The organism is Pseudomonas sp. JAI120 (assembly GCF_014207255.1).
Classification (GTDB): domain Bacteria; phylum Pseudomonadota; class Gammaproteobacteria; order Pseudomonadales; family Pseudomonadaceae; genus Aquipseudomonas.
On the sequence record NZ_JACHCZ010000001.1, the window covers coordinates 334,075 to 352,869 of the forward strand.

At 62.5% G+C, this 18,795-nt stretch carries 17 protein-coding genes; 7 read left to right on the plus strand and 10 right to left on the minus strand.

All coding sequences use genetic code 11. The features are described 5' to 3' along the window. The first annotated feature begins 118 nt into the window (after window positions 1-118). A complete protein-coding gene (locus HDC32_RS01635; RefSeq protein ID WP_184742197.1) occupies window positions 119-1,768 on the plus strand; it encodes a VRR-NUC domain-containing protein in 1,650 nt (549 codons plus the stop codon). Then, a complete protein-coding gene (locus HDC32_RS01640; protein WP_131696372.1) occupies window positions 1,765-4,026 on the plus strand; it encodes an ATP-dependent DNA helicase in 2,262 nt (753 codons plus the stop codon). The genes HDC32_RS01635 and HDC32_RS01640 overlap by 4 nt, the downstream gene beginning before the upstream one ends. Before the next feature lie 131 nt (window positions 4,027-4,157). Here HDC32_RS01640 and HDC32_RS01645 read toward each other — a convergent pair whose 3' ends face one another. Both HDC32_RS01645 and HDC32_RS01650 read right to left on the minus strand, forming a co-directional pair. After that, window positions 4,158-5,108, minus strand: coding sequence for an alpha-E domain-containing protein (locus HDC32_RS01645; protein WP_131696371.1), 951 nt, complete (start codon window positions 5,106-5,108; stop codon window positions 4,158-4,160). Between the two features lie 2 nt (window positions 5,109-5,110). Beyond that, window positions 5,111-6,520: a circularly permuted type 2 ATP-grasp protein gene (locus tag HDC32_RS01650; RefSeq protein WP_131696370.1), complete on the minus strand. Its 1,410-nt coding sequence runs from the start codon at window positions 6,518-6,520 to the stop codon at window positions 5,111-5,113. Window positions 6,521-6,972: 452 nt separating this feature from the next. Here HDC32_RS01650 and HDC32_RS01655 point away from each other — a divergent pair, with 452 nt between their 5' ends. The 3 genes from HDC32_RS01655 to HDC32_RS31950 all read left to right on the plus strand — a co-directional run bounded on the left by HDC32_RS01655 (window position 6,973) and on the right by HDC32_RS31950 (window position 7,949). After that, on the plus strand, window positions 6,973-7,518 hold the full coding sequence (locus tag HDC32_RS01655; protein WP_145338119.1) for a hypothetical protein: 546 nt from the start codon (window positions 6,973-6,975) through the stop codon (window positions 7,516-7,518). 72 nt (window positions 7,519-7,590) lie between these two features. After that, on the plus strand, window positions 7,591-7,803 hold the full coding sequence (locus HDC32_RS01660; RefSeq protein WP_092358066.1) for a hypothetical protein: 213 nt from the start codon (window positions 7,591-7,593) through the stop codon (window positions 7,801-7,803). Between the two features lie 11 nt (window positions 7,804-7,814). Next, on the plus strand, window positions 7,815-7,949 hold the full coding sequence (locus HDC32_RS31950) for a hypothetical protein (protein WP_256221203.1): 135 nt from the start codon (window positions 7,815-7,817) through the stop codon (window positions 7,947-7,949). Between the two features lie 71 nt (window positions 7,950-8,020). On the opposite strand, the gene HDC32_RS01665 is transcribed toward HDC32_RS31950, so the two are convergent. From HDC32_RS01665 to HDC32_RS01690, 6 genes are all read right to left on the minus strand, one after another. Continuing rightward, window positions 8,021-9,373 carry a sodium:proton antiporter gene (locus HDC32_RS01665; RefSeq protein ID WP_145338118.1) on the minus strand — a complete coding sequence of 451 codons (1,353 nt, stop codon included), beginning with the start codon at window positions 9,371-9,373 and terminating at the stop codon, window positions 8,021-8,023. Window positions 9,374-9,466: 93 nt separating this feature from the next. Next, the gene (locus HDC32_RS01670; protein WP_167655353.1) at window positions 9,467-10,720 is read right to left on the minus strand and encodes an EAL domain-containing response regulator; all 1,254 of its coding nucleotides are present in this window, start codon (window positions 10,718-10,720) and stop codon (window positions 9,467-9,469) included. A 9-nt stretch (window positions 10,721-10,729) separates the two neighbouring features. Next, window positions 10,730-11,116, minus strand: a complete 387-nt coding sequence (locus tag HDC32_RS01675; RefSeq protein WP_131696366.1) for a response regulator — start codon at window positions 11,114-11,116, stop codon at window positions 10,730-10,732. Further along, window positions 11,101-12,450 (minus strand): HAMP domain-containing sensor histidine kinase, encoded by a 1,350-nt coding sequence (locus tag HDC32_RS01680; protein WP_184742199.1) that lies wholly within the window; start codon window positions 12,448-12,450, stop codon window positions 11,101-11,103. The genes HDC32_RS01675 and HDC32_RS01680 overlap by 16 nt, the downstream gene beginning before the upstream one ends. 204 nt (window positions 12,451-12,654) lie before the next feature. Beyond that, complete coding sequence (locus tag HDC32_RS01685) at window positions 12,655-13,218, minus strand: GNAT family N-acetyltransferase (RefSeq protein ID WP_184742201.1); 564 nt, start codon at window positions 13,216-13,218, stop codon at window positions 12,655-12,657. An 18-nt stretch (window positions 13,219-13,236) separates the two neighbouring features. Next, window positions 13,237-14,160 carry a universal stress protein gene (locus HDC32_RS01690; RefSeq protein WP_131696363.1) on the minus strand — a complete coding sequence of 308 codons (924 nt, stop codon included), beginning with the start codon at window positions 14,158-14,160 and terminating at the stop codon, window positions 13,237-13,239. 233 nt (window positions 14,161-14,393) lie between these two features. On the opposite strand from HDC32_RS01690, the gene HDC32_RS01695 reads away from it, so the two are divergent. Both HDC32_RS01695 and HDC32_RS01700 read left to right on the plus strand, forming a co-directional pair. Continuing rightward, entirely contained in the window at window positions 14,394-15,467 is a 1,074-nt protein-coding gene (locus tag HDC32_RS01695) for an NAD(P)-dependent alcohol dehydrogenase (RefSeq protein ID WP_131696362.1), read from the plus strand. Between the two features lie 37 nt (window positions 15,468-15,504). Further along, complete coding sequence (locus HDC32_RS01700; protein WP_131696361.1) at window positions 15,505-16,737, plus strand: MgtC/SapB family protein; 1,233 nt, start codon at window positions 15,505-15,507, stop codon at window positions 16,735-16,737. A 16-nt stretch (window positions 16,738-16,753) separates the two neighbouring features. Here HDC32_RS01700 and HDC32_RS01705 read toward each other — a convergent pair whose 3' ends face one another. Beyond that, window positions 16,754-18,118 carry an ATP-binding protein gene (locus tag HDC32_RS01705; protein ID WP_184742203.1) on the minus strand — a complete coding sequence of 455 codons (1,365 nt, stop codon included), beginning with the start codon at window positions 18,116-18,118 and terminating at the stop codon, window positions 16,754-16,756. Next, complete coding sequence (locus HDC32_RS01710; protein WP_131696359.1) at window positions 18,115-18,777, minus strand: response regulator; 663 nt, start codon at window positions 18,775-18,777, stop codon at window positions 18,115-18,117. Before HDC32_RS01710 ends, HDC32_RS01705 begins: the two co-directional genes overlap by 4 nt. Window positions 18,778-18,795: the final 18 nt, after the last annotated feature.

An 18,795-nucleotide genomic window follows, 5' to 3' on the forward strand; every position in this document is an offset into this window, starting at 1 on the left:
TCCCCATCTGATCACTTTTATACAAAAAGTTGCGTGCGCCATTTATCTATTACCGATTGCAACACCGTATGGGTAACGGCACTCTGTATGCATAACCAGTATTTGACCCGCGCGTGCCATGCCCAATCCTCTCGACGATCCGCTCTATTACCTGCATAACTTCCGCCAGGTCCTGCATTGGCTGGGGCAACGCTATGCCGATCTGCTCGACCCAGACGAACATCATTTTATTCAGCAATTCGACAGGTTGCCGCAAGCATCCCAGGCGCTGTTGGTGCGCATGGTGATGCGCAAGGGCGTGCATTTTCGTGCGGGCAAGCTGCAATACGTGGAAATCGGTTGCCCCCATGCCGCTGCCGCGCCCCTGCGGGAATTGGGTTGGGTGGACGACAACCACCTGCTGGCATTTGAAGCATTATTCGCCTTGTTGCAAAAAGGCGAGATCCTCAGCAACTTCACACCCTGGATCGACCAGCCCAAGGGCAAGAAGGCCGATTGGCTGGAAGGGTTGGTTGCGCAGTTCACCGACGCGCGCAGTTTCGCCGACTGGTGCCCGGACCTCGCCGACACGCTGTACAGCCTCACCGTGATGGAGTTGTGTGATCGCCTGCGCCTGATGTTCTTCGGCAACCTGCACCAGGACTGGTCCGAGTTCGTGCTCGCCGACCTGGGCATCTACACCTATGAAAAAGTCGAGTTCTGCGCCGAATCACGGGGGTTGCGCAGCCGCGCCGACGTGCACGGTTTTCTGTTCCTGCACCAATGCCAGCAGGCTTTTGAACGCGGTGAGGCGCTGGCGCAGGTGCTGGCTGAGGTCGCCACGCTGAACACCGATAACCCCTGGCTGGAAAAGCGCCGGGCCAAGCTGTTGTTCCAGCTCGGCCAGTATTGCGAGCGCCGTGCCGAGTTGGACCTGGCGCAGCAGATCTACCGCACTTGCGCTTACCCTGGCGCCCGCGCGCGGCTGATTCGCGTGCTGGAGCGCCAGGAGGATTACGTCCAGGCGATTGCCCTGGCGAACGCCGCACGACAGGCACCGGAAAGCGCCGCCGAATGGCAGCATATAGACCGGGTGTTGCCGCGCCTGCGCCGCAAACTGGGGGAGCCGGCGCTGCCCAAGGCCAAGCCCCGCGAGGTCACGCGCCTGGACTTGGCCCTTGCGTTGCCGGAGCCGTTAGTCTCGGTGGAGTACTGCGTGCAGGCCCACCTGAGCGAGCCCGATGCACCGGTGCACTACGTGGAAAACGGCCTGATCAATTCGTTGTTCGGGCTATTGTGCTGGGAGGCGATCTTCGCACCGCTGCCCGGCTCGTTCTTCCACCCGTTCCAACGCGGGCCGGCAGACCTGCACAGCGAAGACTTCCACGCGCGCCGTGCCCCCCTGTTTGACGCGTGTTTCGCGCAACTGCAGGACGAGCGCTACAAGAACACCATTCGTCAACGCTACCTCGATAAGTGGGGGATCCAGTCGCCCTTTGTGTTCTGGAACCTGCTCAATGAAGACCTGCTGGAACAAGCCCTGGCCTGCCTGCCGGCCGAACACCTGCGCTACTGGTTCGAACGGCTGCTGCTGGATATCCGCGCCAACCGCGCCGGCATGCCGGACCTGATCCAGTTCTGGCCGGCGCAAAAAACCTACCGCATGATCGAGGTCAAGGGCCCTGGCGACCGCCTGCAAGACAACCAGCTGCGTTGGCTGGAGTTCTGCGGCGAATACCAGATGCCCGTCACCGTCTGCTATGTACGCTGGGCGGAGCAACCGGCTTGAGCTACAGCGTGGCGGTGCGGGCACTGTGTGAGTTCACCGCCAAGGTGGGCGACCTGGACCTGCGCTTTACCCCGTCGCCCAGCGCCCAGGAAGGCATTGCCGGCCATCGCACCGTTGCCTCGCGACGCAGCGCGCACTACCAGAACGAAGTGGCTCTCGAAGGCGACTATCAGCAGCTCAAGGTGCGGGGCAGGGCAGACGGCTATGACCCGGACACCAACCGCCTGGAAGAGGTGAAGACCTATCGCGGCGACCTTGGTGCCCAGCCCGCCAACCACCGGCAACTGCATTGGGCGCAGGCCAAGGTGTACGGCTGGTTGATGTGCCAGAAGCTTGGCCTCACGGATATTGACGTGGCGCTGGTGTATTTCGATATCGTCGGCGAAGGCGAGACCCTGCTCAATCAACGTTTCCAGGCGGCCGAGTTGCAAGCGTTCTTTAACCAGCAATGTGCACTGTTTCTCGGCTGGGCCCGCCAGGAAATGCAGCACCGCGAAGCGCGCAACGCTGCGGCGCAGACCTTGAGTTTCCCCCATGCCGACTTTCGTCGCGGCCAACGCACTTTGGCCGAGTCGGTGTACAAGGCCGTCAGCACCGGGCGTTGCCTGATGGCGCAGGCCCCCACGGGGATCGGCAAGACCATCGGCACGATTTTCCCGCTGCTCAAGGCCTTGGCGCCCCAGCAACTGGATAAGGTGCTGTTCCTGACCGCCAAGACCCCAGGCCGCAAATTGGCGCTCGATGCCGCGCATGTGCTGCAGATGCAGACCAGCAGCCCCGACCTGCCGTTGCGCGTGCTCGAGCTGGTCGCGCGGGACAAGGCCTGCGAACACCTGGACAAAGCCTGCCACGGTGATTCCTGCCCGTTGGCCAAGGGCTTCTACGACCGCTTGCCCGCCGCGCGCATGGCTGCCTCCCAGGTGCGCCTGCTCAACCAGCGCAACCTGCGCGACGTGGCCCTGGCCCATGATGTGTGCCCCTATTACCTGAGCCAGGAGATGGCACGCTGGGCCGACCTGGTGGTCGCCGACTACAACTATTATTTCGACTTCGGCGCCATGTTGTTCGGCCTGGCCCAACTCAACCAGTGGCGCGCGGCGGTGCTGGTGGATGAGGCCCACAACCTGGTGGAACGTGCCCGTTCGATGTACAGCGCCAGCCTCGACCAGTACGGCCTCAAGACCCTGCGCGACAGCGCTCCCGACGTCTTGAAGAAACCTTTGCAGCGCCTGAACCGTGAATGGAACGCCCTGCACAAGGACCAGCTCGCGCCCTACCAGGCCTATGCCGACCGTCCGGAAAAACTCTTGCAGGCCCTGAGCCTGTGTATCCGCGCCATGGGCGACTACTTCAACGATCATCCCGAGTCATTGACGGGCGACCTGCAAGCCTTCTACTTCGAGGCATTGCACTTCGCCAAGGTCGCCGAGCTGTTCAACGAACACTTCATCTTCGATATCAGCAAGCGCCAGTTCAGTGGCAAGCGCAGCAGTTCGACCCTGTGCCTGCGCAATGTGGTGCCCGCCGAATTCATTCGCCCGCGTTTGACCGCAGCACGCAGCAGCGTGCTGTTTTCCGCGACACTGAGCCCACGCCATTACTACGCCGACCTGCTGGGCCTGCCGGCGAACACGGCATGGATCGATGTGGAGTCGCCGTTCAAGGCTGAGCAATTGCGGGTGCGCATCGTCGACGAAATCTCCACCCGGTTTGTGCATCGGGATACGTCGCTGGCCCCCATCGTCGACCTGATCGCCCATCAGTTTGCGCAACAACCGGGCAACTACCTGGCGTTTTTTTCCAGTTTTGATTACCTGCAACAAGTGGCGCAACGGTTGGCTGAGCGCCATCCGCAGATTGCGCTGTGGCAACAGTCGCGAGGCATGGCCGAGGCCGAACGCCAGGCGTTTCTCGAACAGTTCACCGAACATAGCCAGGGCATCGGCTTTGCCGTGCTCGGCGGTGCGTTCGGCGAAGGCATTGACTTGCCCGGCGCACGCCTGATCGGCGCGTTTATCGCCACCCTGGGCTTACCGCAATTGAACCCGGTCAACGAGCAGATGAAGGCGCGCATGGGCGCACTCTTCGGCGCCGGCTACGACTACACCTACCTGTATCCCGGCATCCAGAAAGTGGTGCAGGCTGCAGGCCGGGTGATCCGCAGCCAGCAGGACAGGGGCGTGGTGATGTTGATCGACGACCGTTTCGGCGAATCGCGGGTGCGCCCGTTGTTGCCGCGCTGGTGGGCAGTTGATTGAGTTACCCCCATCGATCTCGCAGGCCAGGCAAACCCTTCAGAAAGGCCAAGTCAATGAGCCCGCTGATCCCGCAAAAGATCCTTGTAAAGGAAGGGTATTGAGCTGTGCGTGCGCTGCCCGGCACTGAACGGTCAGACCACTTCCAGGTAAGAACTGTGGATCGCACGCGCCAACTCGCGCACGGTGTCGATGAACTCCGTGAGACGGCTATGCAGGCCATCTTCGAGAATCTCATCAATCCCGGTGTACCTCAGCCGCGCTTCGAATTCCGCCGCCAAGCGCTGTGCCGTGCGCCCATAACTGCCAGGCAGGTCGGCGAGGATATGGCTCAACTCTTCGATACAGGCATGCAACGAACGCGGCACATCGCTGCGTAGCAACAGCAGTTCGGACACCGACCGCGCGTTCAGCGCATTCGGGTACAACTCGGTATACGCCTCGAACGACGACAACGCACGGAGCAGGGCGCTCCACTGGTAATACCCGCGTGCCGACAGGTCGCTGACTTCCTCCGACTCTTCGCCGAACATCTCGTAGCGCGCGTCCAGCAGGCGCAAGGTGTTGTCCGCGCGCTCGACAAAGGTACCAAGGCGAATGAACCGATAGGCGTCATTGCGCATGATGGTGCCCGAGGTCGCGCCGCGGAACAGGTGTGAACGCTGCTTGACCCAGTCACAGAAGTGGCTGATGCCATGCCGCCCCAGGCCACCGGCGGCGATGCTGCGCATTTCCAGCCAGGTGGCGTTAAGGTTTTCCCACATGTCGGCAGTGATGCGTCCGCGTACCGCATGGGCATTGCCCCGCGCGGCGCGCAGGCAGTTGTAGATGCTGGCGGGGTTTTCTTCGTCGAGGGCGAAGAAGTGCAGCATGCGCTCGGCATCCAGGGTTTGGTGGCGTTCCAGGTAACTGTCCAGGGTGCCGCTGCTGAGCAACGACATGGCCAGTTCATCCAGGCCATCGCTACGCCCGGCCTGGGGCATCAGCGACAGCGAATAACTGACTTCGAGCATGCGCGCCAGGTTCTCGGCGCGTTCCAGGTAACGGGACATCCAATACAGATCTGCGGCGGTTCTACTCAACATACTCAGCCCTCCACCACCCAGGTGTCCTTGGTTCCGCCGCCTTGCGACGAGTTGACGATCAACGAGCCTTCACGCAATGCCACCCGCGTCAGGCCACCGGGCACCAGGCGGGTTTCCTTGCCCGAGAGCACAAAGGGCCGCAGGTCGATATGCCGAGGGGCGATGCCGTTTTCGACAAAGGTGGGGCAGGTGGACAGGCTCAGGGTCGGTTGGGCGATATACGCATGGGGGCGCGCCTTGATGCGTTGGCGGAAGTCTTCGATCTCGGCAGCCGTGGCCGCCGGGCCGACCAGCATGCCGTAGCCGCCGGAGCCCTGGGTTTCCTTGACCACCAGCTCGGCCAGGTTGGCCAGCACGTGGGACAGCTCATCCGGTTTGCGGCACTGGAAGGTCGGCACGTTTTGCAGGATCGGCTCTTCATCCAGGTAAAACTTGATCATCGCCGGCACATAGGGGTAGATCGATTTGTCGTCCGCGACACCGGTGCCGATGGCGTTGGCCAGTACCACATTGCCGGCGCAGTAGGCGGCGACCAGCCCGGGCACGCCGAGCATCGATTCAGGGTTGAATGCCTGCGGGTCGAGGAAGGCGTCGTCGATACGCCGGTAGATCACGTCCACGGCCTTGGGCCCGTCGGTGGTGCGCATGAACACCTTGAGGTCGTGCACGAACAGGTCGGCGCCTTCTACCAGCTCCACGCCCATTTCCCGCGCCAGGAACGCATGTTCGAAGAACGCGCTGTTAAAGCGTCCAGGTGTCAGCACCACCACATTCGGGTTGTCCAGGCGGCTGGCGCTTTTCAGGGTCTTGAGCAGCAGGTTGGGGTAGTGGTCCACCGGCGCGATGCGCTGCTTGGCGAACACTTCGGGGAACAGGCGCATCATCATCTTGCGGTCTTCGAGCATGTAGCTCACGCCGCTGGGGGTGCGCAGGTTGTCTTCGAGCACGTAGTAGGTGCCGTCGCCGTCGCGTACCAGGTCCACACCGGAGATATGCGAATAAATGTCGCGGTGCAGGTCCAGACCGACCATCGCCTTTTGATAACCCTCGTTGCCCAGCACCTGGTCCGCCGGAATGATCCCGGCCTTGATGATGCGCTGGTCGTGGTAGATATCGGCGAGGAACATGTTCAGCGCATTGACCCGCTGGATACAGCCGCGTTCGATCACGCTCCATTCAACGGCGGGGATGCTGCGGGGGATGATGTCGAAGGGGATCAGGCGCTCGGTGTCCTGCTCGTCGCCATAGAGGGTGAAGGTGATCCCGGCGCGGTGGAAGAGCAAATCGGCTTCGCGACGACGCTGGGCCAGCAGTTCCGGCGGCGTGTTGGCCAGCCAGCGGGAGAAATCCTGATAGTGCGCACGGCACACGCCGTTTGCATCATTCATTTCATCAAAGAAAGATCGAGCCATTCCAGTACCTTGTCAGTGCCGAGGGTTGCCTTGGGTGGCACTGCCGCTTTAAAAAACGCATTTTTTTATGAGCCCGTGGCTGATGGTGCCATCGGGCCTGGTCCTTACTTTCTTATGGGGTCGGCTCTGGGTCGGGGGGTAACGAATGTTCCTGTATTCGGGCAGATGAATGGATAAAGCAATGCGTGTGCCGGAATGGGCATACAGCACTGGATTTCCCCTGGCGGAGACCGGGCCTGTTGCGGTGAGCGGGCTTGCCCCGCGTTGGAGTGCGAAGCGCTCCCAGGATTTTTGCGGCCGCTGCGCAGCCCAACGCGGAGCAAGCCCGCTCGCCACGGCAAGCCCCTCACCATAAAGGCGCGGTTTGCGCACCATAGTGGTGCATCAACAAACTTGAACTTCGCCCCAGCCCGAATCTTCTAACAGGTCTCAGTCCAGCACGGAGCACGGATGTGCCCAGAATCATTTCACCCGACACCCCGCAAGCGAACCTGACCGATCACAGCGAACACAACGCCAAGATCTTCGGCTCGCCCAAGGACCGTCTGGACTTCTACCGTCGCGAAATCCAGTACGAAACCTCGATCCTCGCCAACCGCACCGATGCCTACCTCACGGCGCAGTCGTTCCTGGTGATTGCTTTTGTGTCCGGCATGGGCAACCTCAACCCGGAGTGGGGGAAGTTGTTCACCCTGGTGGTGCCGGCGTTCCTGGCCCTGCTTGGCATCCTCAGTTCCCTGAATGCCTGGCCAGGTATTCGGGCCGCCTACGAAATCATCGATCACTGGCATTACAAGCAGAGCGAACTGCTGCGCAGCGAACCGCTGATGGGCATGGCCTACGATGAGTCGCCGCTGTTTTCCGAAATGGAGTCGTCCCATAAGGGCTATCGCAAGTCGCTGTTGTTCTCCATGCGCGTGCCGTGGTTGTTCATGGTGTTCTGGGTGATGCTGGGCGCCTATGCGTTTTATATCCAGGTGGATAACCCGGGCTCTTAAGCAATTGGAACTTCAGCGACCGGCGCGGGACCTTACCTTTACGCAGTCCGCGTTTTTCAAGCGAGGTAACCCATGAGCACAGACAAAGACCCCCAGACCAGCAACCGTAACGACCCGGCGATCGACGGCGGCGAACCGGCCCCAGGCACGGCGGCCGATGCGCCCAAAGACCCGAAACCCGCCGCCGACCCCAAGGCCAAGGAAAACGACTACAGTCCAGACTTCAAGCCTGAGCGCGAGCCCAAGCCTGAAACCGATGCCGATATCGACACCCAAGGTGGTTAGAGGAGAAGGTCATGTCCAAAGAACTGGAAGAAGAACTCAACGATCCGGGCAATGAAGACCCGGGTTCATTGATGGATGATGCAGAAGTGCCGCTCAACGATCTGGACGACGCAGCGGATGTGGGCAATACAGAAAAGCCCGATTAATCCCAACCATCCGTAGATACCGTCTTATCCAAGAGGTATCTACGGCGATTGATACCCGCGCCTACAAAACGTCAGGACTGATCTCTCGCCTGAGCACGTCGTTCATACCACGCCAGCATCGGCTGGGTACTCAGGCCATGAACGACGATGCTCAAGGCGATCACCGACAGGGTCAGGTTCACCGCCACCGCGCTGCTGGTGCCGATAAGGCCATGGTTGAGCGCGTAGAACAGATAGTAGATGCTGCCGATCCCGCGAATCCCGAACCAGCCCATCAACCCGCGCTGCCGGCGATTGATCAGGCCGCCCCAGGGCATCGCGAAGACACTGATTGGTCGGATCACGCAGAACAGCAATGCCGCCAGCGGCAACGCCCGCCAATCCCAATGGCTGACGAGCACGATCCCCAGCAACGTCACCAGGAACACTTCCATCGAGCGCTCCACCAGGCTGCCGAACGAGAGCATGTCGCCCATCATCACCCCTGCGGCGATCTGGGTGTCCGCCAGCTCGCTCACATCCCCCTGCAGCGCGCGCTCCGGCTCCACTTCCAGATGGCCCACCACCGGCAGCGCCAAATGCTCTGACGGAGTGCGCGAGTTGCCGGTTGATCTGAACTCTGCCTGACGCAAGCCGAGCCCGGCGGCGAACACCGACAGAAAGCCGTAGCCACCCAGCGCTTCGGCAACCACGTAGGCCAGGGCGATCAGGGCCAGGGTCAGGTAGTCATTGGGGGAGAGCGTGCTGTCACTGTTGGTGATACGCAGCCACAGCGTCGCGCGGCCAATGCCCCGGCCCATCCAGTACCCGATCAACAGCCCGGCCGGCACTGCCCACAGCAGGTTCTTCAACGCCCAGCCGCCCAGCCAGTCACCGTCAAAGCCGCCGTGCTGCATGAAGACCAGGGCAAAAATCACGAAGGGAAAGGCCGTGCCATCGTTTAACCCGGCTTCCCCGGACAGACCGAAGCGCAGCGCATCGTAGTCCTGTGCATTGTTGACCTGGACCAGGCCCGCCAGCACCGGATCGGTCGGCGCCAGAATGGCACCCACCAGCAGCGACACCCCCCACGACAGCTCAAACACGTAATGCAACGCCAGGCAGCTGCCGAGGATGGTCAACAGCATGACCGGGCCGGCCATACCGAACGCGATGCGCCAGGTGCGATGGCCCAGGGGCAGGCGCAATTTGAGCCCGCTGACGAACAATGAAAACAGCACCGCAACTTCCGTGAGGTGCTCCATCCAGCGGGCAGACTGCTTGATGTCCAGGTGCAGCAGGTCCACGCCGAGGGGGCCAATGCCCACGCCCAGCAACAGGCACACCGCTGAGGTGGTCACCGGCATCCAGCGCAGGTAAGAAGAGGTGAGGGCAAGGGTCAGCAGCACGGCGCCGAGGACGGCCATCCATAGAATAAAAGTCATCGAGCAGTATCCAGGGCCGTGGTCTATTCACGTTCGAGGATCCTGGCCGGCTGCTGGTTCAATGTGATTGCATCGGTTTGAGCGGGCCCAGTTCTACAGCGAAGATGCGCGCTCCAGCAGCAGCCGTTCCAGGGTGGCGGCGGGCAACGGTCGGCTGAACAGGTAGCCCTGGATCTGATCGCAGCCGGCTTCCTTGAGGAACGCCAATTGCGCCTGGGTTTCCACGCCTTCGGCCACCACCCGCAGGCTCAGGCTGTGGGCCAGTTCGATGATTGTGCGGGTGATCGCGGCGTCCTGGGGGTTGCTGGTGACCTCACGGATAAACGCAATGTCGATCTTCAGCGTGTCGATGGGGAAGCGTCGCAGGTAGGCCAGGCTCGAGTAGCCGGTGCCGAAGTCATCAATGGAGATCTTCACGCCCATGGCACGCAGGCGTTGCAGGCTGGCGATGGTGTGTTGGGTATTCTCCATCAGCGAGCCTTCGGTCAGTTCTACTTCCAGCCAATGGGGTTCGACGCCGGTCTCATTGAGGATGCGCGCAATATCGGCAATCAGGTCGCCCTCGATGAGTTGATGGCCGGAGACGTTCACCGACACCTCAACGGCACCGATCGCGCTGCGCTGCCATGTCGCAATCTGCTGGCACACGCTGCGGATCACCCAACGTCCCACCTCGACGATCAAGCCCAGGCTTTCCAGGACGGGGACGAACACCGCTGGCGACACCGCGCCGTATCCCGGGCGTTCCCAGCGCAGCAAGGCCTCCAGGGCGCAGATCCGCCCGTCGGCCAAAGCGACCTTTGGCTGGTAATGCAGGGTGAATGCCTCGTGCTCCACGGCCTGGCGCAGGGCGTTTTCCAGGTCCTGGCGGGCGAGGTCGTGCACGTTCATGCGCGTGCTGTCGCCGGCATGTTGGCGTAGCTGCTGCTCAAGCAACTGGCTATGGCGCTTGAGTTGATCACCGTGGCTCTTGAGCCGCAGCAGGTTGCGCACGCGCAGCCACAGCTCGACCCGTTCCACCGGCTTGCTGATGAATTCCTCTGCGCCGGTTTCCAGGCCACTGACCCGTGCACTCGACTCGCTGAGGGCCGACAGCATGATGATCGGAATGCTCGCCGTGGCTGCGTCGCCCTTGAGCTGGCTGGCGACTTCGTAGCCGTCCATGCCCGGCATCATGATGTCCAGCAGGATCAGGTCAGGCGGCTGTTTGGCCACCAGTTGCAAGGCTTCTTCGCCGCTGCTGGCACTCAGGGTCTGGTAGCCCTCGTGTTGCAACAGGGTTTCCAGCAGCTTGCGAACCTGAGGTTCGTCATCAACGATCAACAGTGTTGCGGGTTGGCTGGCCATGGAGAGGACTCATCTGAGGGGCGAGGTGGTAGTGGGTTGCAACAACGTGTCGATCACCTGGTAAAGCTCTTTGTAGCGCAACGGCTTGCTGATGTAGGCATCGCAACCGGCCAACCGGGTTTTTTCACGGTCTTCCTTCATGGCCATTGCGGTCAGCGCAATCACCGGGATATGGGCGGTGTGCGGGTCCTGCTTGAGCAGCGCGGTAGCGGCCAGGCCGTCCATGCCCGGCAGTTGGATGTCCATCAGGATCAACGCCGGTTGGGCTTCGCGGGCCAGGGTCAGGCCACTCTCGGCGTCGGCGGCCCACACCACCGTGTGGCCGGCGTTGACCAGCAGCAGCCGGGCCAGGCGCATATTGGCCTCGTTGTCTTCGACGATCAGGATATGGGCCATTCAGCCTCCGTGCCTCGGTGGAGTGGCAGCCACACCACAAACCGAGCGCCCAGGCCTTCACGGCTGGCTACCGCAACACTGCCGCCATGCAGGTCGGTGAGTTGCTTGACCATCGCCAAGCCCAGGCCAGTGCCTTCGAATTTGCGCGCCAGGCTGCTGTCGATCTGGCTGAAGGCCCTGAACAGCTTGCCCATGTCGTCCTCGGCGATACCGATGCCGGTGTCGCTGACGCTCAATTCGAGGAACTGCTGGTGGGCGCTGGGTTGCAGGGCAAACCCGTGCATCGGCCAATCGCCGGGCACCTGCCCGACCTGTTCGCGGGCTACCTGGCGCACCGCCAGGGTCACGGAACTGCCGTGCTCGCTGAATTTCACCGCATTGGCCAGCAGGTTGTAGATGATCTGCTTGGTCTTGCGCAGGTCCAACTCCAACGTGCCGAAGTCGTCCTGGCTTTCGAGCTTCAACTGAATGCGTTGCAGGGCGGCTTTTTCGCGCACGATCAACAGGCTGTTGGCGAGCAGCCCCGCCAGTTCCACGGACTCCAGCTCCAGGTCCATCATCCCGGCCTCGACCTTGGACAGGTCGAGAATGTCGTTGATCAGTGACAGCAGGTGCTGGCCGCTGGTGAAGATATCGCCGATGTACTCCCGTTGGATCTCGCTCATGTCGCCCACCAGCCCGTCCTTCAACGCCTCGGAAAAACCGATTACCGCATTCAGCGGCGTGCGCAATTCGTGGGACATGGTGGCGAGGAATTCGGACTTCATATGGCTGGCATGTTCCAGCTCCAGGTTCTTTTCCTCCAGCGCGCGCTCAAAGCCTTTGCGTTCGGCTTCTTCCTGCTTGCGTGCGGTGTTGTCGGTGCCGATCAACAGGTAGCCGATGATGGTGTCATGACGATTGCGCAGCGCCGTCACCGACACCATGGCCGACAGGCGGCTGCCGTCCTTGCGGATATAGGTCAGCTCGTAAATATCCTCGATGCCACGGGAGGCCTTGAACACCAGGGCTTCGAAGCCCGGCGTGATCGGCGTGTCCAGCTCCAGGCTGAGGGCGGCGGCGCGGGTGATCAGTTCGGCGGGGTCGGAGATGTCGGCGGGGGTGATGCGGTTGAGTACATCGTCGGCGGCATACCCGAGCATGCGTTCTGCGCCGACATTGAAGATCTGGATCACGCCTTTTTCATCGGTGGCGATGCTGGAGAAGTAGGCGCTGTTGAAGATTGCGTCTTGCAGGGCACCGGTTTTCAGCAGGGTCTTCTGGCGTTTGAATTCGACGATTTTTTCGGCCCGCGATTGGGCTTCGGGCGGGGATACAGTAGCGGGTTTGTCCATGGCGGTGTTTTCCAGGCGGATCAAGCCCGGCCGTGTCGACGACAGGGCCGCAGAGCATGCTCACAGAAAATCGCGTGGACGCGATGAGGAGGAGATGAGGTCCCCGGACAATAGCAGATACCGCCCGTCGCGCGGTATGAATACACTCAAACGAACGTACGCCGGCACAGGGCGGCGGGCCGCCCTGTTAGCGTGCGGCGCGACTTAGAGCGTCACGCTGCTGATGACCTGGGTGCTGTCATCCGGGTCGATGACGCTGTGGAATCCCAAGGCATGGTTCAACTCGCGCAACGGCGCATTGGTTGCCGCGTCGACCGTGTACATGCGTTTGAAGCCATTGGCGCGCGCCGCCGTCATCAGGTGTTGCATCAAAATGCGCCCCAGGCCCAGGTGTTGCCACGCATCGGCTACGGTGACCGCGCATTCGCATGCATCCACCGTCGCCGCGGCATAGCGGGCCACGCCGATCTCGATGAGTTGGCCGTTGTCGTGCACCAGGGCGATAAAGGCCATGCGGTGCTGGTTATCGACATCCATCAATTGATCCATCAGCGTCTTGCCAGGCTCGTTGATTTCGCCCAGGAAGCGCGCGTGCCGCAATTCACGGGACAGGCCCTTGATGAAATTGTATTCCCGTTCACGGTCGTCGGCGCCGAGGGGGCGCACCAGTACATGGCGGCCATTGTCGAGTTGATCGAGCCAGTGCGGTTTCGGCAGTGCTGCGTAGGCGAGGGCGGCCTGCTGGTTACGTGCTTCGAGGGTAGGCATGGTGTGGGCTCCTGGCGGTCAGTCGAAGCGTTCGGGCGAGACTACCCAAACGCTGCATGGCATCTTGTACAGCAGCGATTCGGTGGTACTGCCCAGCAGTCGCGACAAGCCGCGATGACCGACGCGGCCCATGACGATCACATCAATGTTGTAGGCATCGGCGTAGCTGGCCAGGACCTTGGCCGGGCTGCCCAGGATCATATGGCGTTGCTCCGGCGGGATGCCGTTGCGCGCGGCCAGGTCATTGAACGCCTGGCCCTGCTCGGCGAACAGCAGTTTGGCCGCCTCTGAAGAGAAGAAGCCGGCGCCACTGCCAAATCCATACTCCTGGGTACTCAGGTCAGACAGATCGTGTGCGTAGACCACTTCCACCTCAGCATCACACGCGGTGGCGAGTTTGGTCGCTTCGTGCAGGATGCGGTCGTTGAGGCCTTCATAGCGGCCATCGCGATGAAACGGGTCGACCGCGGCCACGATCCTGCGCGGTAACCCATGCTGTACCCGGCTGACAAAGTGCAGCGGTACCGGGCATTCGCGCAGCAGGTGCACATCCAGCGAGGTGAACATCAGGCGCGACAGCAGCGATTCATGTTCGAGCGCCTTGATCACCAAGGCCATCGGCTCTTCCTTGAGCCGAATCAGCAGTTCCTTGAGCGGGTTTTCAACCCAGGCGACTTCGGTGGTGACCGTCAGCCCGAGGTGACGCAACGGCCTGGCCTGGTCTTCCAGCCACTGGTGGTGGCGCTCCACATAGCCCAGGCGCATTTGCTCCAGGGCCTGCTCGTTGACCAGACCGGCAGTGGCCAGGCCTTCCAGGTAGTCGAAGGCGAGGATATGCAGCGCGGCGCCTTCGGCCTTGGCCAGGGCGGCGGCGCGTTCGAGTGCCGGACTGTGCTCCATCAGTGGCGAAACCAACAACAGGTAACGTGCTTGAGCAGACATGGTGATCTCCCTTGTGAACCCGTGGCGGTGAAGGGCATCGGGCAGCGGTGCCTTGGTCGATCATGCCCCTGGGGGCAGGGGCGCCATTGATCTGCATCAAGACGCCTGGCTGCCGAACAGGGCAGGCGACGTTCGGTCATGTGCATCGGCAAAGGGTTGACCATGATCAACGTTCAGCGCGCCGTCGCGGCGCAGTCTGGCTCCACCCCACACGCCCAGCAGGAGGTCACACCATGGCAACCATGAGAGCCGCTGTCTTCGTTGAGAAAAACCGCATCGTCCTCGAGGACAAACCGATCCCCGAGGTCGGCCCGCTGGACGCCCTGGTGCGGATCACCACCACGACTATCTGCGGCACCGACGTGCATATCCTGCGCGGTGAGTACCCGGTGGCCAAAGGGCTGACGGTGGGCCATGAGCCGGTGGGCGTCATCGAGCGGCTGGGCTCCCAGGTGCGCGGCTTCGTCGAAGGGCAACGGGTGATCGCCGGCGCAATCACGCCCAGCGGGCAGAGCTATGCATGCCTGTGCGGCTGCGGCGCCCAGGACGGTCCCGACACCCGCCACGGTTTCCGTGCCGCCGGCGGCTGGAAATTCGGCAACACCGTCGACGGCTGCCAGGCCGAATACGTGCTGGTGCCCGATGCGCTGGCCAACCTGTGCCCGATCCCCGATGGCCTGAGTGATGAACAGGTGCTGATGTGCCCGGACATCATGTCCACCGGCTTTTCCGGCGCCGAGCGCGGTGAGGTCAACATTGGCGACACGGTGGCGGTGTTTGCCCTCGGGCCGATCGGCTTGTGCGCGGTAGCTGGGGCACGGCTAAAAGGTGCGTCGATGATCATTGGCGTCGACGGCGTCAGCGAACGCATGGGCGTCGCCCGCGGCCTGGGCGCGACCCATATCGTCGACTTCAAGCAAGGCAACGTGGTCGAGCAGATCATGGCCCTGACCGACGGCCGCGGGGTGGATGTGGCGATTGAGGCGTTGGGCACCCAAGGCACGTTCGAGTCGGCCTTGCGCGTGCTGCGTCCCGGTGGCCGCTTGTCCAGCCTCGGGGTGTACTCCAGCGACCTGCGCATCCCCTATGACGCGTTTGGCGCAGGCCTGGGCGATTACAGCATCGTCTCGACCCTGTGCCCCGGCGGCAAGGAACGCATGCGTCGCTTGATGGCGGTGGTCGCCAGCGGCGGGGTGGACCTGTCGCCGCTGGTGACCCACCGCTTCAAGCTCGACGACATCGAGGCGGCCTATGAACTGTTTGCCCATCAGCGCGACGGCGTCATGAAAGTCGCGATTACCCCGTGAAGGCAGCGCCGGCATTGGGCCGGGCCGGCAGGTACGGATGACCGTTTCCCTCGAAATCGCCGGAGCCGCCGCCGCGCTGGGGATCGGCATGCTGGTGGGGCTTGAGCGCGAGCGCAGCAAGGGGCAGGGTGAACGTCGTGCCTTTGCCGGTCTGCGCACCTATTCAATCACCGCGTTACTGGGCTATGTCTCGCAGCAAGTCGGCGGCGCGCTGCTGCTCGGGTTGGTCGCGGTTTGCCTGGCGGTGATCGCCAGTACCGCGTATTGGAAGAGCCAGGACGAAGACCCGGGAATCACCAGCGAAGTTGCGTTGCTCACGGTGCTGGTGCTGGGCGCCCTGTGCGGAGCCAGTCCCGAGCTGGCCACGGCAATCGGCGTGGTCATGGTTGGTCTGTTGGCCTATCGCGACAAGCTGCACAACTTTGCCCGCAGCCAATTGACCGAAGCAGAAATGCGCGACGGCGTGCTGCTGCTGATTGTGGCGCTGGTGGTCTTGCCGCTGGCGCCGGATCGCTTCATCGGCCCCTATGGCGGGGTGAACCTGCGCACCATCTGCACCTTGACCGTGCTGTTGATGGCGGTAGGGGCGGTGGGGCATGTGGCGGTACGTATGCTGGGGCCTCGCTATGGTTACGCCATCGGCGCCGTGGCCTCGGGGTTCGCCTCCAGTACGGTGACCATTGCCGTCATGGGCCATCTTGTCGCCAAGGAACCGAAGCATCTGCGCACGCTCGCAGCGGCGGCGATTTTCTCGAATATCGCCACGGTGGCCCAGGCCGCACTGATCCTCGGTACCGTGGAGCCGGCGCTGCTGTCGCAGATGATGTGGCCATTGCTCGCCGGGTTTGCCACCACTGCGATGTATGGTGGATGCCTCATGCTCCGCGTGGCGCCGGCCGGCCAGGCCATCCGGGTGGGAGGCGCGTTCGACCTCAAGCTGGCGCTGATCATGGCGCTGACCCTGACCGGCATCACGTTCCTATCGTCCGTGATGCTTTATCACTTTGGCCAGGTGGGCGTGATGGTGACCGCCACCCTGAGCGGTTTCGCCGACGCTCACGCCACCACCGCATCGATTGCTGCCTTGGTCACCAGTGGCCAGCTCGCGCTCCACGCCGCACCGATCCCGGTGTTGCTGGCGATCAGTTGCAACTCGCTGAGCAAGTGCGTGGTGGCCTGGGTCAGCGGTGGCCGTCGATTTGCGGCCTATGTGATCGCCGGGCAGGTGTTGCTGACCGCCGCGATGTGGTTGGGCGCACTGGTCAGTTGATCGCCACCCAGGCGGGTCATCCAGGGATTTCCAAGGTCGCCCTCAAGCCGCCGGCGGCCAGGTTTTCCAGGCGCACCTGGCCGCCCAGGCGTTGGGCGATGGTTTGTACGATGGTCAGGCCCAGGCCGGCGCCCTGGGCATTGCCACGGCTGTAGAAACGCTCGAACAGGCGCTCACGCTGGCTCTCGTCGATGCCGGGACCCTGATCGTCGACGCTCAGGACCAATCCCTTGGCTGTTTTGCACAACCCCACGGTAATCACCCCCTGCTCCGGGGAGAAGTTCGCCGCGTTGGTCACCAGGTTGGTCAGGGCGATATTGATTGCACCGGCATCGGTAGTTACAGGGTACTGGGCATCGTCGACATCGAACACCAGTTCGAGACCTTTGCTCAGCAGCCAGGGTGTCAACTGAATCAGCGTTTCACGCACCGTTGTCGCCAGGTCGATGGCCTGTACGGGGGGCAGCCCGGCGCTGGGTTCCAGGCGTGCCATGGTCAGCAATTGGTTGACCAGGCGGCTGGTGCGGTCGACACCGGTGATCAGGAAGGCCAGGGACTCGCGCCGTTCGGTTTCAGTGCCGGCTTCCAGCAGGTTTTGCGCGTGCACCCGCAATACCGCCAGGGGCGTGCGCATTTCGTGGGCGGCGTCGGCGATAAAACGCCGCTCGCGGCCGAGCATGTCCTGGATCTGCGCGAGCATGCGGTTCAACGCCGCCTGCATCGGCTCCAACTCCATGGGCAAGGGCGTCAGTTGCATCGGCTCCAGTGAGCCGGAATGCCGCGCGCGCAAGGTGGCGGCCATATCGGCCAGCGGCTTGAGGCCCCAACCGATGGCCAGCCAGACCATGGCCGCGAGGATCAGGCTGCCCAGCACGTTCGGCCATAACGTATGCCGCACGATGCGCTGGACCAGGTCGGAGCGCACGTCATCCCGCTCGCCGACCCAGATACGCAGGCCGTTGTCCTTGTCCTTGAGCACGAAACCGCGCCATTGGCGGCCATTAAGGTCCTCGATATTGCTGTACCCCGGCTGTGCGGGGGGCGTGGCGAATGAAGGGGCGCTGGCGGTAAACACCAGCAGATCGCCCTGTGGGTTCCACACCTGGAAGGCGATTTTGCTTTCATAGGGGTGCCCGTCCACCTTGGGCATGGCGTTGCCCAAGGCTTTGTTGAAGGCGCGATACAGGTCGGCCTGGTCCTGGCTGGCCAGCGGCATGCTCATGACGCCCTGCAGCAGGCGGGCGTTCTGCGCCAACTGCGCATCGTAGACTTCGGCGATTTCGTGATTGCTGTCATGCAGGTTGAGCACGCTGATCACCAGCAGCCCGGTGAGCAGCAGGCCGATAATCAGGCTCAGGGTTCGCCGCCGAATCGAGGTCATTGGCGCTCCTCCACCAGGTAGCCCACGCCGCGCACGGTGCGGATCAGTTCACTGGAGAACTTCTTGCGCAGGTGATGGATATGCACCTCCAGGGTGTTGCTTTCGGCTTCTTCGTTCCAGCCGTAGAGCAACTGCATCAGTTGGTCGCGGGTCATCACGCGGCCCGGCGGCGATAGCAGTTCGTGCAGCAGCTGATATTCCTTGGGGGTGAGCAGTACCGGCGCGCCGTGGTAACTGACCTGCTGCGTGCTCGGGTCCAGGCAGATGCCTGCGTGTTCGATCAATACCCGTGCCCGGCCGGCGCTGCGGCGCAGCAGTGCACGCAGGCGTGCCTTGAGTTCGGCCAGGTCGAAGGGCTTGATCAGGTAATCGTCGGCGCCGGCGTCCAGCCCGGCGATGCGGTCTTCGGTGGCATCCCGTGCGGTGAGGATCAGCACCGGCAGGTTGGAGCTGCTGTCACGCAGGCGCCGCAGCACCTCCAAACCGTCCATGCGTGGCAGGCCGAGGTCGAGCACCGCCACGTCAAAGGTTTCGCTCAGCAGCGCATGCAAGGCACTGCTGCCATCCTGCAGCCAGTCGACGGTGTAGCCCTCACGCACCAGCGCCTGGTGAATGCCTTCGCCCAATGCCACGTCATCCTCGATCAGTAAAAGGCGCACGCAGACTCCTTGTCAGTA

Bases quoted from the DNA above. Each gene is read 5' to 3' on its own strand.
- HDC32_RS01635 (WP_184742197.1), top strand. From the start codon at position 119: ATGCCCAATCCTCTCGACGATCCGCTCTATTACCTGCATAACTTCCGC.
- HDC32_RS01645 (WP_131696371.1), bottom strand. From the start codon at position 5,108: ATGTTGAGTAGAACCGCCGCAGATCTGTATTGGATGTCCCGTTACCTG.
- HDC32_RS01650 (WP_131696370.1), bottom strand. From the start codon at position 6,520: ATGGCTCGATCTTTCTTTGATGAAATGAATGATGCAAACGGCGTGTGC.
- HDC32_RS01660 (WP_092358066.1), top strand. From the start codon at position 7,591: ATGAGCACAGACAAAGACCCCCAGACCAGCAACCGTAACGACCCGGCG.
- HDC32_RS31950 (WP_256221203.1), top strand. From the start codon at position 7,815: ATGTCCAAAGAACTGGAAGAAGAACTCAACGATCCGGGCAATGAAGAC.
- HDC32_RS01665 (WP_145338118.1), bottom strand. From the start codon at position 9,373: ATGACTTTTATTCTATGGATGGCCGTCCTCGGCGCCGTGCTGCTGACC.
- HDC32_RS01670 (WP_167655353.1), bottom strand. From the start codon at position 10,720: ATGGCCAGCCAACCCGCAACACTGTTGATCGTTGATGACGAACCTCAG.
- HDC32_RS01675 (WP_131696366.1), bottom strand. From the start codon at position 11,116: ATGGCCCATATCCTGATCGTCGAAGACAACGAGGCCAATATGCGCCTG.
- HDC32_RS01680 (WP_184742199.1), bottom strand. From the start codon at position 12,450: ATGGACAAACCCGCTACTGTATCCCCGCCCGAAGCCCAATCGCGGGCC.
- HDC32_RS01685 (WP_184742201.1), bottom strand. From the start codon at position 13,218: ATGCCTACCCTCGAAGCACGTAACCAGCAGGCCGCCCTCGCCTACGCA.
- HDC32_RS01690 (WP_131696363.1), bottom strand. From the start codon at position 14,160: ATGTCTGCTCAAGCACGTTACCTGTTGTTGGTTTCGCCACTGATGGAG.
- HDC32_RS01695 (WP_131696362.1), top strand. From the start codon at position 14,394: ATGGCAACCATGAGAGCCGCTGTCTTCGTTGAGAAAAACCGCATCGTC.
- HDC32_RS01700 (WP_131696361.1), top strand. From the start codon at position 15,505: ATGACCGTTTCCCTCGAAATCGCCGGAGCCGCCGCCGCGCTGGGGATC.
- HDC32_RS01705 (WP_184742203.1), bottom strand. From the start codon at position 18,118: ATGACCTCGATTCGGCGGCGAACCCTGAGCCTGATTATCGGCCTGCTG.